11 protein-coding genes and 1 pseudogene are annotated in these 13,453 nt (G+C 71.7%); 7 read left to right on the top strand and 5 right to left on the bottom strand.

Annotation, left to right across the window (positions count from 1 at the left end; translation table 11 throughout):
- Positions 1-92, top strand: a pseudogene (locus ACFWUZ_RS15340) (lytic transglycosylase domain-containing protein); the annotation flags it as partial.
- A gap of 142 nt (positions 93-234) precedes the next feature.
- On the opposite strand, the gene ACFWUZ_RS15345 reads toward ACFWUZ_RS15340, so the two are convergent.
- The gene (locus ACFWUZ_RS15345; protein WP_384372237.1) at positions 235-1,404 is read right to left on the bottom strand and encodes a steroid 3-ketoacyl-CoA thiolase; all 1,170 of its coding nucleotides are present in this window, start codon (positions 1,402-1,404) and stop codon (positions 235-237) included.
- Between the two features lie 243 nt (positions 1,405-1,647).
- On the opposite strand from ACFWUZ_RS15345, the gene ACFWUZ_RS15350 reads away from it, so the two are divergent.
- Complete coding sequence (locus ACFWUZ_RS15350) at positions 1,648-2,892, top strand: cytochrome P450 (RefSeq protein WP_384372239.1); 1,245 nt, start codon at positions 1,648-1,650, stop codon at positions 2,890-2,892.
- Between the two features lie 305 nt (positions 2,893-3,197).
- Here ACFWUZ_RS15350 and ACFWUZ_RS15355 read toward each other — a convergent pair whose 3' ends face one another.
- Complete coding sequence (locus ACFWUZ_RS15355) at positions 3,198-5,252, bottom strand: bifunctional glycosyltransferase 87/phosphatase PAP2 family protein (RefSeq protein ID WP_384372241.1); 2,055 nt, start codon at positions 5,250-5,252, stop codon at positions 3,198-3,200.
- A gap of 121 nt (positions 5,253-5,373) precedes the next feature.
- On the opposite strand from ACFWUZ_RS15355, the gene ACFWUZ_RS15360 reads away from it, so the two are divergent.
- A complete protein-coding gene (locus ACFWUZ_RS15360) occupies positions 5,374-5,730 on the top strand; it encodes an antibiotic biosynthesis monooxygenase family protein (protein ID WP_384372243.1) in 357 nt (118 codons plus the stop codon).
- Positions 5,731-5,871: 141 nt separating this feature from the next.
- Here ACFWUZ_RS15360 and ACFWUZ_RS15365 read toward each other — a convergent pair whose 3' ends face one another.
- Complete coding sequence (locus ACFWUZ_RS15365; RefSeq protein WP_384372245.1) at positions 5,872-6,267, bottom strand: nuclear transport factor 2 family protein; 396 nt, start codon at positions 6,265-6,267, stop codon at positions 5,872-5,874.
- A 106-nt stretch (positions 6,268-6,373) separates the two neighbouring features.
- On the opposite strand from ACFWUZ_RS15365, the gene ACFWUZ_RS15370 reads away from it, so the two are divergent.
- Positions 6,374-6,913: a GNAT family N-acetyltransferase gene (locus tag ACFWUZ_RS15370; protein WP_384372247.1), complete on the top strand. Its 540-nt coding sequence runs from the start codon at positions 6,374-6,376 to the stop codon at positions 6,911-6,913.
- A gap of 94 nt (positions 6,914-7,007) precedes the next feature.
- Here ACFWUZ_RS15370 and ACFWUZ_RS15375 read toward each other — a convergent pair whose 3' ends face one another.
- Positions 7,008-9,080, bottom strand: coding sequence for a DHA2 family efflux MFS transporter permease subunit (locus ACFWUZ_RS15375; RefSeq protein ID WP_384372249.1), 2,073 nt, complete (start codon positions 9,078-9,080; stop codon positions 7,008-7,010).
- Positions 9,081-10,013: 933 nt separating this feature from the next.
- Between ACFWUZ_RS15375 and ACFWUZ_RS15380 the strand changes: the two genes are divergently transcribed.
- Positions 10,014-10,184, top strand: coding sequence for a peptidoglycan-binding protein (locus ACFWUZ_RS15380; RefSeq protein WP_384372251.1), 171 nt, complete (start codon positions 10,014-10,016; stop codon positions 10,182-10,184).
- Between the two features lie 216 nt (positions 10,185-10,400).
- Positions 10,401-11,084 carry an HAD-IA family hydrolase gene (locus tag ACFWUZ_RS15385; RefSeq protein WP_384372253.1) on the top strand — a complete coding sequence of 228 codons (684 nt, stop codon included), beginning with the start codon at positions 10,401-10,403 and terminating at the stop codon, positions 11,082-11,084.
- Positions 11,085-11,607: 523 nt separating this feature from the next.
- On the opposite strand, the gene ACFWUZ_RS15390 is transcribed toward ACFWUZ_RS15385, so the two are convergent.
- A complete protein-coding gene (locus tag ACFWUZ_RS15390) occupies positions 11,608-12,189 on the bottom strand; it encodes a TMEM165/GDT1 family protein (protein WP_384372255.1) in 582 nt (193 codons plus the stop codon).
- 610 nt (positions 12,190-12,799) lie between these two features.
- Between ACFWUZ_RS15390 and ACFWUZ_RS15395 the strand changes: the two genes are divergently transcribed.
- Entirely contained in the window at positions 12,800-13,444 is a 645-nt protein-coding gene (locus tag ACFWUZ_RS15395) for an HNH endonuclease family protein (RefSeq protein ID WP_384372611.1), read from the top strand.
- The last annotated feature ends 9 nt before the right edge of the window (positions 13,445-13,453 follow it).

Here is a 13,453-nt window from a genome sequence, read left to right on the forward strand (position 1 = left end):
CCCAGATCAAGTGGGGCCTGGACTACATGAACGAGCGCTACGGCAGCCCCGTCGGCGCCTGGAACTTCTGGCAGAACAACCACTGGTACTAAACCGCCGGCGGAAGCGAACGCATCAGCGGGCGCAGCGGAATACAGACATGCGAAAGCCCCGGTGGCCGGCCTCCCCAGGTCCGGCCGCCGGGGCCTTCTGTTTCCCATCCCACTGGGTTCGGTGTGCGCCGCCCCTACGGGGTCACAGGCGCTGGATGATCGTCCCGGTCGCCAGTGCGCCGCCCGCGCACATGGTGATCAGGGCGAATTCCTTGTCGCGGCGTTCCAGCTCGTGCAGCGCGGTGGTGATCAGCCGGGCGCCGGTGGCGCCGACGGGGTGGCCGAGCGCGATGCCGCCGCCGTTGACGTTGACCTTCTCCAGGTCCTGGTCGAAGACCTTGGCCCAGCTGAGGACGACGGAGGCGAAGGCTTCGTTGATCTCGACGAGGTCGATGTCCTTGAGCGACATCCCGGCCTTGCCGAGCACGGCCCGGGTCGCGTCGATCGGCCCGTCCAGGTGGTAGTGGGGGTCGGCTCCGACCAGGGTCTGGGCGACGATGCGGGCGCGCGGCCTGAGTTTGAGGGCGCGCGCCATCTTGCGCGAGGCCCACATGACGGCGGCGGCCCCGTCGGATATCTGCGAGGAGTTCCCGGCGGTGTGCACGGCCGTCGGCATGACCGGCTTGAGCCGGGCCAGTGCCTCCATGGACGTGTCGCGCAGCCCCTCGTCCCGGTCGACCAGGCGCCACATGCCCTGTCCGGCGGCCTGTTCCTCCTCGGTGGTCGGCACCTGGACGGCGAAGGTCTCGCGCTTGAACCGCTCCTCGGCCCAGGCGGCCGCAGCCCGTTCCTGGGAGAGCAGGCCGAACCGGTCCACGTCCTCGCGGGACAGGCCTCGGTGACGGGCGATGCGCTCGGCGGCTTCGAACTGGTTCGGGAGGTCGACGTTCCACTCGTCCGGGAAGGGCTTGCCCGGGCCGTGCTTGGATCCGGAACCCAGCGGTACCCGGCTCATGGCCTCGACGCCGCAGGCGATGCCGATGTCCATGACGCCGCCGGAGATCATGTTGGCGACCATGTGGTTGGCCTGCTGCGAACTGCCGCACTGGCAGTCCACCGTCGTTGCGGCGGTCTCGTACGGGAGCCCCATGGCGAGCCAGGCGTTGCGGGCCGGGTTCATCGACTGCTCGCCCGCGTGGGTGACGGTGCCGCCGACGATCTGTTCGACGCAGTCGGGCTGGATCCCGGTCCGGGCGAGGAGTTCGCGGTAGGTCTCGCCGAGCAGGTAGGCGGGATGGAGGTTGGCGAGCGCACCCCCGCGCTTGCCGATGGGAGTGCGTACGGCTTCGACGATGACGGGTTCCGCGGCCATGAGCTCGTCCTCTCCTGCACAGCGACAGCGCGGCGGGCCGTCCCGGCGCCCCGCCCTGAACTAGTACGCGTTCTAGTTCTCCCCGCAGTCTTATGACCCGGACCCCCGTCACGCAAGGGTCTTGCACGCGGCCTGCACGGATTCCACACGCAACAGTTGACGCCCCGGCCCTTGTCACTTCTAGAACTCGTTACTACCTTCAAGCCAACTTCTGATGGTCCGTCAGACTTTGGAGTTGCCCCGATGTCCTGCCCCGCGCTGCCCGAAGGCTTCGACGCCACCGACCCCGACCTGCTCCAAAGCCGGGTCCCGCTCCCGGAGTTCGCTCAGCTGCGGCAGACCTCACCGGTGTGGTGGTGCCCCCAGCGGCGGGGGATCACCGGCTTCGACGACGAGGGCTACTGGGTCGTGACCCGGCACGCGGACGTCAAGTACGTCTCCACGCACCCGGAGCTCTTCTCCTCCACCACCAACACCGCGATCATCCGCTTCAACGAACACATCCAGCGTGATGCCATTGATGCCCAGCGCCTGATCATGCTGAACATGGATCCGCCGGAACACACGCGCGTACGCCAGATCGTGCAGCGCGGCTTCACCCCCCGGGCCATCCGCGGCCTGGACGCTGCCCTGCGCGACCGCGCACGGAAGATCGTCGAGGAGGCCGTGGCGGTCTCCGGCGACGGCAGCTTCGACTTCGTCACGCAGGTGGCCTGCGAACTCCCCCTCCAGGCCATCGCCGAACTGATCGGCGTCCCTCAGGAGGACCGGTCCCGGATCTTCGACTGGTCGAACAAGATGATCGCCTACGACGACCCGGAGTACGCGATCACCGAGGAGGTCGGCGCCGACGCGGCGATGGAGCTCATCGGCTACGCGATGAACCTGTCCGCCGAGCGCAAGCAGTGTCCGGCCAAGGACATCGTGACGCAGCTGGTGGCGGCCGAGGGCGAGGGCAACCTCGGCTCCGACGAGTTCGGCTTCTTCGTCCTGCTGCTGGCCGTCGCGGGCAACGAGACGACCCGCAACGCGATCAGCCACGGCATGCACGCCTTCCTCACGCACCCCGAGCAGTGGGAGCTGTACAAGCGGGACCGGCCCTCCACGGCCGCCGAGGAGATCGTCCGCTGGGCCACGCCCGTGGTGTCCTTCCAGCGCACCGCCACCCAGGACACCGAACTGGGCGGGCAGAAGATCAAGGCGGGCGACCGCGTGGGGCTGTTCTACTCCTCCGCCAACCACGACCCCGAGGTCTTCGAGAACCCCGGCGCCTTCGACATCACCCGCGACCCGAACCCGCACCTGGGCTTCGGCGGCGGCGGCCCCCACTTCTGCCTCGGCAAATCCCTGGCGATCATGGAGATCGACCTGATCTTCAACGCCCTGGCCGACTCCCTGCCCGACCTCCGCCTGACCGGCGAGGCCCCGCGCCGTCTCCGCGCGGCCTGGCTCAACGGCATCAAGGAACTCAGGGTCACCCACCCCTGACCCCCACCAACCCGGCAGGGGCCCCACCCCACGCCCGGCCCCTGCCACCCTCTCCACCCCACCGGCCAAACCCTGCCCGCCAAGCCGATCCCAGCCCGCCCGAGCCAATCCCCCCGTGCCATTTCCAGCCCCGCCGAGCCGTCTCCAGCCCGGCCCGCGGAGCCCCGCCGTACGGCCCGCCCCGCCCCGGTGGCGGCCGTGCCGAAACCGGGCGATCCTGACAGACAGCGACGATCCAACCGAAGGGGCGCCGGGGCCACTGCGCCCCGGCGCCCCTTCGGCCCGTTCAGCCGGCCACACCGGCCCTAACGGCTCCGCACCGCCGCCCGCACCCCCAGCGCAGCATCCGCACCCTCACCCTGGCCCTGGCCCTGGCCCTGGCCCTCACCGTGCGCCCGCTGCCCCGGCAAGGTGACCCGCAGCTTGCGCGGCCCGGACAGCGCGTACACGAGCCCGAACCCGGCGGTCACCACGACCGCCCCGCCCACCGCGTCCAGCACCCAGTGATTGGCGGTGGCGACGATCGCGCACACCGTGATCAGCGGGTGCAGCGCCCCGAGGAGCTTCTGCCAGCCCTTCGGCGCGAGGACGACGATGACGATGCCGCACCACAGCGACCAGCCGAAGTGCAGCGAGGGCATCGCCGCGTACTGGTTGGAGATCGCGGTCATGGCCCCGTACGAGGGATTGGCCAGGTCCTGCGGTCCGTGCACGGTGTCGATGAAGCCCAGGCCGGGCATCAGCCGCGGCGGCGCGAGCGGGTAGAGCCAGAAACCTATGAGGGCAAGGACGGTGGCCAGGCCGAGCGAGGCCCGCGCCCAGCGGTAGTCCCCGGGGCGGCGCCAGTACAGGACGGCGAGGATCGTCAGCGGGACCACGAAGTGGAAGGAGGTGTAGTAGAAGTTGAAGAACGCCTCCAGCCAGGGCGTGTTCACGACGGCGTGGTTCACGGCGTGCTCGATGTCCATGCCCAGCGCCCGCTCGATCCCGAGGATCTGGCTGCCGTTGCCCTCGGCGAGGCTGCGGCTGGTGGGCGGGGCGGCCCGGATGTGCGAGTAGAGCGAGTACCCGACCCGTATCAGCAGCAGTTCCAGCAGCAGGTTGGGGCGGGACAGCACGCGCCGCCAGAACGGCAGCAGCGGCACCCGCGCCCAACGGGCCTCGGCCGGGCGCCCGTACGCGGTCGGCACGGGTTCGCGCCAGTACGGCGAGGAGCGCGGCAGGAACGGCACGGCGCAGGCGGCCGCGAGCGCGGCGAGCAGCAGGACGTTGTCGCGTACGGGGGCCAGCGCGGCCAGGTTGGGGAGCAGCACCGCACTCGGCAGGGTCATGGCGAGGACCACGGCCACCGGCCACACGGGCCGGTCGGCGGCCCGCTTGCCGACCTTGCCCGCGACGGCGAGCAGGACCCACAGCAGCTGGTGGCGCCAGCCCGCCGGGGAGACGGCGACGGCGACGCAGCCGGTGACGGCGACGGCGAGCAGCAGTTGGCCGTCGCGGGCGTAGCGGACGGCGCGGCGCAGGCCGATCCAGGCGATCCCGGCCGCGAGGGCGACGTAGAGCAGGATCTCGAAGGGCCCGGTCAGGCCGAGGCGCAGCAGCGCCCCGTGCACGGACTGGTTGGCGAGGCCGCCGGGCGCGCCGCCGAGCCCGGCTCCGGCCAGGTGCTCGGCCCAGTACGTCCAGGAGTCGCGCGGCATGGCCGCCCAGGACAGGGCGGTGGCACCGGCGAAGGTCGCGGCGGCGGCCCCGGCGGCCGGCCGGCGTCCGGACAGCCACAGCAGCGGGGCGAAGAGCAGCAGGGCGGGCTGGAGTGCGGCGGCGAGGCCGATCAGGAAGCCGGCGGGGCGGTCGGACGGCACCCGGAACACGGCCAGGAGCACCAGCAGGACCGGCAGGACGGCGGTCTGCCCCGGGGAGGCGGCCTCGCGGACGGGCAGCGAGACCATCATCAGGGCGACCAGCACGGGCGCGGCCAGCAGGGCGGTGCGCCGCGGGACGGGGTCGGGCAGGGCCCGTGCGGCGACCAGCCCGATGGCGGCGACGAACAGCAGGGTCACGCACGTCCAGGCCACCTCCAGCGAGGGGGCCGCGAAGCCGGTCAGCGGTTTGAGGACCAGCCCCGCGAAGGGGGTGCCGGTGAACTGGCCGGCGTCGTAGAGCGACCCCGGCAGGCTGCCGGGGAGGTGGAAGCCGCTGAGCCATTCACCCGGCGGCACGCGCAGCACCGCGGCGGCCTGCCTGACGGCCAAGGCTCCCGCCAGTGCCCACAGGAGGAGGCGTGCCGCCCCCAGCCTGCCGCTACCGCCTATGACCCCGGCATGTCCGTTAGCACCACTGTGCTCCGCCGCGTTAGCCACGCCTCGCCGGCCTCCCGCCGTGTTGACCGCAACCCTGACTTCGCCTGGCTGCCGCGTTTCATGCACCACTTGATTACCTGGGGACGACGATATCCCCCGCGGGATACCTAGGATGGCCCGCATGAGCATCGTGAAGATCAACGCGCTGACCGTCCCCGCCGAGCAGCGGGAGGTGCTGGAGCAGCGCTTCGCCTCGCGGGCGGGGGCCGTGGAGGGTTCGGACGGCTTCGAATGGTTCGAGCTGCTGCGGCCGGTGGAGGGCACGGACCAGTACCTCGTCTACACGCGGTGGCGTTCCGAGGAGGACTTCCAGGCGTGGATGGAGGGCCCGATGAAGGCTGCGCACCAGGGCGGTGGCGGTGCGGGCGGTGCAGGTGGTGCGGGCGGTGGCGCCGGTGAGCGTCCCAAGCCGGCGGCGTCGGCTTCGTCGGTGTGGTCGTTCGAGGTCGTGCAGCAGGCGGCGCCGAAGCAGGCCTGATTCCGGAAGGCGCGCACACGTGAGCGCGGGAGGCCCGGGGCGTCGCCCCGGGCCTCCCGCGCCTGCCGGTCTGCTGCCTGCCTGTCCGTCTGTTCTGTCTGTCTGTTCTGTCTGTCTGTCTGTCTGTCTCCGGGGACGGTCTCAGCTCCAGAAGGCGTCCATCTCGTCGATGTCCTCGACGCACTCGTCGATGTCGGTGATCTTGTGGCCGACGATGGTGAAGAAGAGTCCTCCGCGGATCTCGATGCCCCGGTCACCCCGGTCGCCCCGGGAGGTGTGGAAGGTCATCACGTGGCCGCGCCCGTCGGCGAGGACGGTGTGGAGATCGACCTGGAAGGTGCCGTGGGTCTCCTCGCCGAGCCGCCGGTAGAGGTCGAGGACGGCCTCGCGCCCCTTGTGGTGCCCGGACAACGGGCTGCTGCCGGGCACGTGGTGGATGACGTCGGCCGTCATCAGCGTGCTCAGCGTCTCCATGTCGCCTTTGCCGAAGGCCTCGTAGCCGCGGCGGATCAGGGCACAGTCCGGATGCTCCGACATGACGGTTCACACTCTCCCTGTGGGCGGTTTGTCCTTTTTCCTATCATCGGCCCGCCCCTGTGGATATTCCACGCCACGGATCCGGCACGGCCTCCACACTGACGTCATGGACATCAAAGCGATCACCACGGCACCACCTGGCACCCGTACGGACGGCCCCGCGACGGCGTCGTGGACGGTGACCCCGGAGCCCTTCGACACCCCGGACGCCACCACTCTGCGCCGGGCGTATTACGCCCATGTCGCCGGCCGGTACTGGAAACGGACGGTCACCGAGGCCGAGACGGACCAGGGCCTGCTGGACTTCCCGGACGAGGGCCTGGTCCCGCCGGCGGGCCTGTTCGTCGTAGGCCGCATCGACGGTGTGCCCCTGGCGTGCGGCGGGATACGCCTCCTCGACCGGACGACCGCCGAGCTCACCAGGGTGTACGTGGACCAGCGGGCGCGCGGCACCGGAGGCGGGGCGGCGCTGCTCGACGTCCTGGAGGAGGCGGGCCGGGCGATGGGCGCCGAGCGGGTCAGGCTGGACACCCGGTCGGATCTCGTGGAGGCCCGTGCCTTGTACGCGCGCCAGGGGTACCGGGAGGTACCCGCCTACAACTCCGGACCGTATGCGGAGCACTGGTTCGAGAAACGTCTCGTGTGACGGGACAGGTGGGGGCAGTCGCGGGCGTGGTCAGTCCCGTGCGCGGTCGGTGGAGGGCGTGACCAGCGGAAGGCGTGATCAGTGGAGGGCGTGATCAGTGGAGGGCATGGTCACGCCGCGGCGGGGCCTCGTAGGGCTCCTCCTCGTCGGACCCGCACAGCTCGGCGTTGATCTCGGCGACCAGTTCGGCCAGGTCGGTGGGGCGGTCGGGGCCCCACCAGTCGCCGAGCAGCTCGGCGAGGGACTCCTGCCGGGCCGCGGAGAGCGCGGAGGCGGCCGCCCGCCCCTTGTCGGTGAGCACCAGGGCCAGTCCGTCGCGGACGGCGAGGCCGCGCTCCTCGGTCTGCCGGGCGGCGTCGGTGATGGCCTTCAGGGGTACGACCGTGCGTTCGGCGAGCACCGCGGGCTCGGCGGAGCCGTACTTGTTGATCCGCAGCAGCAGCCAGCTGGCGGCGGGCAGCAGGTCGTAGCCGGCCTTTTCGGTGATCTTCTCGTAGACGTGGCGGCGGCCCTCGCGGGTACCGAGGACGGACAGTGCGCGGGCGACCTCGTCGTGCGAGGAGCGCTCGACGGGGTTGGAGGCGAGGGTCTCGGTCACGTCGGGGGCGGTGACCGAGGCGCGGAGCTTGTCCTCCTTGAGGAACCAGGCGATGGCGAAGGCGACGAGGACGATGGGCACCGCGTAGAGGAAGACGTCGGTGATGGCGGTGGCGTAGGCGTCGAGTGCGGGGGGCTGGAGTCCGTCGGGGAGCGAGGCGATGGCGCGCGGGTCGGCCTCCAGCTGCGCGATGTCCACGCCGGGTGGCAGCGCGGCGCCGGTGAGGGCGGTGGTCAGTTTTTCGTCGAGCTGGTTGGTGAAGGCCGTGCCGAAGAGGGCGACGCCGAAGGAGGCGCCGATGGATCGGAAGAAGGTGGCACCGGAGGTGGCGACGCCGAGGTCGGCGTAGCTGACGGAGTTCTGCACCACGAGGACGAGTACCTGCATGACCAGGCCGAGTCCGGCGCCGAAGACGAAGAAGTAGACGCTCATCTCCAAGGTGGAGCTGGTGCGGTGCAGCTGGTGCAGGAGGAGCAGGCCGAGGGCGGTGACGGCGGTGCCGGCGAGGGGGAAGACCTTCCACCGGCCGGTGCGGCTGACGATCTGCCCGGAGGCGGTGGAGGAGATCAGCATGCCGATCACCATCGGCAGCATGTGGACGCCGGACATGGTCGGTGAGACGCCCTGGACGACCTGCAGGAAGGTCGGCAGGTAGACCATCGCGCCGAACATGGCGAAGCCGACGATGAAGCTGATCACCGAGCAGAGGGTGAAGGTGCGGATCCGGAACAGTTTCAGCGGCAGGACGGGTTCGGCGGCCTTCCGCTCCACGCGCAGGAAGGCGGCGAGCAGGAGGGCGCCGAGGACGGCGAGGCCGATGATCTGGGCCGAGCCCCAGGCCCAGGTGGTGCCGCCGAGGGAGGCGACGAGGACGAGGCAGGTGGCGACGCAGGCGATGAGGAGGGTGCCGAGGTAGTCGATGGTGTGCTTCGAGGAGCGCGCCGGGATGCGGAGCGCGCCCGCGATGACGGCGAGTGCGACGAGCCCGATGGGGAGGTTGATGTAGAAGACCCACCGCCAGGACAGGTGGTCGACGAACAGTCCGCCCAGCAGTGGGCCGAGCACGCTGGTCGCGCCGAAGACGCCGCCGAAGAGTCCCTGGTACTTGCCGCGTTCGCGCGGCGGGACGATGTCGCCGACGATCGCCATGGACAGCACGATCAGCCCGCCGCCGCCCAGGCCTTGCAGGGCGCGGAAGCCGATGAGCTGGGGCATGTCCTGGGCGAGGCCGCAGAGGGCGGATCCGACGAGGAAGAGGACGATGGCGTACTGGAAGAGCTTCTTGCGTCCGTACTGGTCGCCGAGCTTGCCCCACAGGGGGGTGGCGGCGGTGGCGGCGAGCATGTAGGCGGTGACGACCCAGGAGAGGTGGGCCATTCCGCCGAGTTCGCTGACGATGGTCGGCAGGGCGGTGGAGACGATGGTCTGGTCGAGTGCGGCGATCAGCAGGCCCAGCAGCAGGGCGCCGATGGAGACGATCACCTCGTGGGAGGCGTGCTCGGCGGCAGGTCCGGGCTGCTGCGGACCGGGGCCGGGGTCCGCGGCCTCCTTGGTCACATCGTGAGCCATCGAGTCCTCCTCAGGCCGACCAACATCTCCATCCTGAGCGGTGTGTCCGGTTATGGCCTCTCGGAGGGTTGGGAGGGCCTGGGCGGGTCTGCATAATCGCAGGCAGCCGCCAGGGAAGGGATTCCAGTGAACCGTGAGCACTGTCCAGATTGCGGTGCCGCCGGTGCCGCCTGCGGGTGTGCGCCGGGTGCGGGTTTCGACCCCTTGCGCATCCGCCCGTACGTGACGCTGCCCGGTCCGGTCGGGTCCGACGACCCGTCGCCGCCGCCGATGCTGGGCGTGGTGGCCCCTGATCCTGCCCAGGGCCACACCCCGGCGTACGGGACATCCGTACCGCCGGTGGCCCAGCCGTGGCCGGACGGCCCGGCATACGGACAGCACCCGGCGGAGACGGCCCGGCTCGGGCCGTTGGCGGACGCTGCCGCGGGACCCGGCAGCCCGGCCGGCGCAGGACGAAGGGAACGGGGCGGGGGCGGGGGCGAGGGCCCCAGGAAGCGGACCGGTCGGGCCTTCCGGGGTCTGTTGCCGCTGCTGGCGGGTGTGGTGGCGGTGCTCGGGCTCGGGGGGACGGCTCTGGCGCTGTGGGGGTTGCCGGGCTCGTCCGGTGGCGAGGTGGCCCTGCTGGATGCGAAGCCTTCGGCTGCTCCCGTGGCGAGCGCGGCTCCGTCGGGGCCGTCGGGGCCGTCGGCGCCGCCGTCCACGGCCGCGGGCAGCCCGTCCCCTTCGGCCTCCGTCTCGCCGTCCGCCTCGCCGAGCGCCTCCCCCTCGGCTTCACCGTCGCCCTCCGCGTCGCCGTCCACCTCGCCGAGTCCGTCCCGTTCGTCCGCGCCGCCGTCGCCGAGCCCGTCGCCGAGCGCGAGCCGCTCCGCCGGCTCCGCGTCGCCGAAGCCGGCGCAGGGCCCGACCCTGCGGTACGGGGACTCGGGCGCGGAGGTGGAGAAGCTCCAGCGGCTACTGGCGGCGCGGGGGCTGTATGAGGGCAGGTTCAACGGCCGGTTCGACTGGCGCGTGGAGAACGCGGTGTCGACCTTCCAGTACGACAACGACATCGACGACGAATGGGGCGTCTACGGCCCTACGACCCGCCGGGCGCTGGAGGGATAGCCGAGCGCAGCCCCGACAGGGAGAGCCGGGTGCCGGAGGGCCAGCCGAGCGCGGGATCGACGGCCGGGCATGGAGGGACCAGGGTCACAGGCCGGCGATTGGCGCGAATCGCCCCACGTTTTGTATTCTGTGGGAACAAAGTGGTTCCGTCCTCAATCCCTGACCGGTGGACGGAACCACTTGTTCTCTTTTCCCGCCCCGTCTGGAGCCCCGCCGATGCCGGCCAGCACCACCACCGCACCCGTCGTCCTGACTGCCAAGGTCCTGCTCCTGGACATGGACGGCACCATCGTCAACTCCGACGCGGTGGTCGAACGCTGCTGGCGCGAGTGGGCCGTCTCCCACGGGCTGGACCCGCAGGAAGCGCTCAAGGTGGTCCACGGCCGGCAGGGCTACGCCACCATGGCCGTCCTGCTGCCGGACCGGCCGATGGAGGTCAACCACGCCGAGAACGCGGTGATGCTCGCCCGCGAGACCGCCGACACCGACGGGGTGGTGCCGGTCGTCGGCGCCCCGGAGTTCATGGCCTCGATCGGCGGGCTGCCGCACGCCCTGGTGACCTCCGCCGACGCCGCCCTCGCCGCGGCCCGGATGACCGCCGCCGGCCTGCCGATGCCCGAGGTGCGGGTCACGGCCGAGTCGGTCCAGGCCAGCAAGCCCCACCCCGAGGGCTTCCTCAAGGGCGCCACCGCACTGGGTACGGACCCGGCCGACTGCATCGTGTTCGAGGACTCGGCCGCCGGCATCGCCGCCGGTCTGGCCGCGGGCATGCGCGTGATCGGCGTCGGCCCGCGTGCCGCCGCCCACGCGCCGACGGCTCACGTCCCCGACCTGACGGCCCTGCGGGTCACCGAGGCGCCCGACGGCTCGATACAGGTCACGCTGCACCCTCAGCGCTGACGGCAGTACGGGGGGGCGACGTACGGGGCCACGCCCCTGGCCGCCCGCGCACCCGCCGGACGGCCGGGGCAACACCAGCCCCGGCACTCGCCTTCTCCCCCGCAGGAGCGGAACCGCCTCCCGTCCGCCTGGGCCCCGGGATTCCCGGCGCGCGACGTCGGGGTTCTCGCGCGGAGCGACACCGCCGCACGCCCCGAGCCGCTCGTACGGCCGGAGCACCTCCAGCCACGGCTGCGCGTCGTACCGCGCCCGTACGGCCGGCGCGCGTCCAGCCACGGCTACACATCGCGTCGCGCCCGTACGACCGGAGCCCGCCCGGCCCCGGCTACGCGTCGAGCCCGCCCTCCCGCATCGTCCGCCCCCTCGCCCGGGAGCCGGAGGGGAGGGCGACGCGGGGCGGGTCCGGGATCACGGCCTCCGGCGTCCGGTAGCCCCGCCCCGGCCGGGACCCCCACCACCCCCGGCCGCCGCGGGGCCGGGGACGGCGGCGGCGCTCACCCGGCGGGCCGGGGGCGGCCCCGGCTCAGCCCGCGATCGCCTCGTACAGCGAGAAGACGGCCAGTGCCGCCATCACCGCGGCCGCGATCTTGGTGATCAGCCGCAGCGGCACGTACTTCATCAGGGTGCGGCCGCCCAGGATGCCGATGCCCGCGACCGCCCACAGGGCGAGCACCGCACCGAGGCCGACGGAGACGGGGTCGTCGTACCGCGCGGCAAGGTTGGCGGTCATGATCTGCGTCAGGTCACCGAACTCGGCGACCAGGATCAGCATGAAGCCGGCCCCGGAGACCTTCCAGAAGGACTGGTCGGCCGGCGCCTTGACCTCCTCGTCCTCGTCGTTCTTCTTCAGGAGCAGCATGGCCGCGCCCGCGAGGAAGAGGATGCCGACGACGGCCTGGACGAGCCGGTGCGGGAGCAGGGTGAGCACGCTGCCGGCGGCGATGGCGAGTGCGACGTGCACGGCGAAGGCCGCCGCGACCCCGGCGAAGACGTAGGAGGCGCGGTAGCGGGTGCCGAGCATCAGCCCGGCGAGGGCCGTCTTGTCGGGGAGCTCGGCGAGGAAGACGACGCCGAAGGCGATCGCCGTGACGCTGAAGCTGAACACGGGGTGGAACCTCAATCGGTCGGGCAGGGCGCCATCGGTACCGAGAGACCTGGGGAGTGTCAGGGGTCGCTTCGGCTCGGCGGCGCCCTGGCTGGCGTACGCGCGCATGCGCGCGCCCACACCTGAGACAGGACACTGCGGCCGAAGGTCTCGCTGGCCGACCGCTGTCCGCGGCCTGCCTCCGGGCGCCGGCTGGGGTGACCCAGCAGTATGTCGACGGTCCGGCGAAGAGCTACTCCCCTTCTGCTCCGCCAAGGGTATCCGACGCCGCCGGCCGTCCGGAATGGGCCGTTGGTCCCGGCCGGGCCCGTTGACCGCCCGCCGCCGGAGGTCCGGAACGGCGCGGGCAGGGGTGCCCTCGCGGGGTGCCCGGGGGCAGCCGCCGCCCGGCGACGACCCCTCGCAGACACCGGCAGAGGCGCCCCACCCCAAAGCGGAGGCTCAACTTCCGTTAAAACCGGCCAGGTTGACTGACTTGATGTGACGTGCCCATGTCGCCAAGCTGTCATCCGGCGCCCATCCCCGTGACACCTGGCGCCGTCAGCATGGCCGCGTCCCGCCGGGGCCGCACGGCCACACCCCCGCACCCAGGGAGCCCTTCATGGCACTCATATCCACCGTCTACGCGCGTCGCATTGGCGTGCTCGCGTCAGCAGTCGCGGTCGCGTCCCTCACTTCCCTCGTCAACGCCCCCACCGCTGCGGCCGCCCCGCCCACCCCCATCAGCGCCGCCGCCGCCCGCTCCTACCTCGCCACCGTCACGCCGAAGGCGGAGGGGTCCACCAGCGGCTACAGCCGCGACCTCTTCCCGCACTGGAGCACCGTCTCCGGCAGCTGCAACACCCGCGAGACCGTCCTCAAGCGGGACGGCGTGAACGTCGTCCAGGACTCCGCCTGCGCCGCGGTCAGCGGCAGCTGGTACTCCCCCTACGACGGCGCCACCTGGACCGCCGCCTCCGACATCGACATCGACCACATGGTCCCGCTCGCGGAGGCCTGGCGTTCCGGCGCCAATTCCTGGACCACGAGCAAGCGCCAGCAGTTCGCCAACGACCTCAGCCGCCCGCAGCTCATCGCGGTCACCGACAACGTCAACCAGGCCAAGGGCGACCTCGACCCCGGCAAGTGGCTGCCGTCGCGGACCGCCTACCGCTGTACGTACGCGCGGATGTGGGTCGACGTGAAGCAGCACTGGGGCCTGAGCATGGACTCCGGCGAGAAGACGGCCCTGAGCGGCATCCTGAACGCCTGCTGATCTCTCCCC

Source organism: Streptomyces sp. NPDC058646, from assembly GCF_042716875.1.
Classification (GTDB): Bacteria; Actinomycetota; Actinomycetes; order Streptomycetales; family Streptomycetaceae; genus Streptomyces.

Excerpts from the sequence above, each read along its gene's own strand:
- ACFWUZ_RS15365 (WP_384372245.1), bottom strand. The coding sequence starts at position 6,267 with ATGTCGGAGCATCCGGACTGTGCCCTGATCCGCCGCGGCTACGAGGCC.
- ACFWUZ_RS15385 (WP_384372253.1), top strand. The coding sequence starts at position 10,401 with ATGCCGGCCAGCACCACCACCGCACCCGTCGTCCTGACTGCCAAGGTC.
- ACFWUZ_RS15350 (WP_384372239.1), top strand. The coding sequence starts at position 1,648 with ATGTCCTGCCCCGCGCTGCCCGAAGGCTTCGACGCCACCGACCCCGAC.
- ACFWUZ_RS15370 (WP_384372247.1), top strand. The coding sequence starts at position 6,374 with ATGGACATCAAAGCGATCACCACGGCACCACCTGGCACCCGTACGGAC.
- ACFWUZ_RS15375 (WP_384372249.1), bottom strand. The coding sequence starts at position 9,080 with ATGGCTCACGATGTGACCAAGGAGGCCGCGGACCCCGGCCCCGGTCCG.
- ACFWUZ_RS15345 (WP_384372237.1), bottom strand. The coding sequence starts at position 1,404 with ATGGCCGCGGAACCCGTCATCGTCGAAGCCGTACGCACTCCCATCGGC.
- ACFWUZ_RS15360 (WP_384372243.1), top strand. The coding sequence starts at position 5,374 with ATGAGCATCGTGAAGATCAACGCGCTGACCGTCCCCGCCGAGCAGCGG.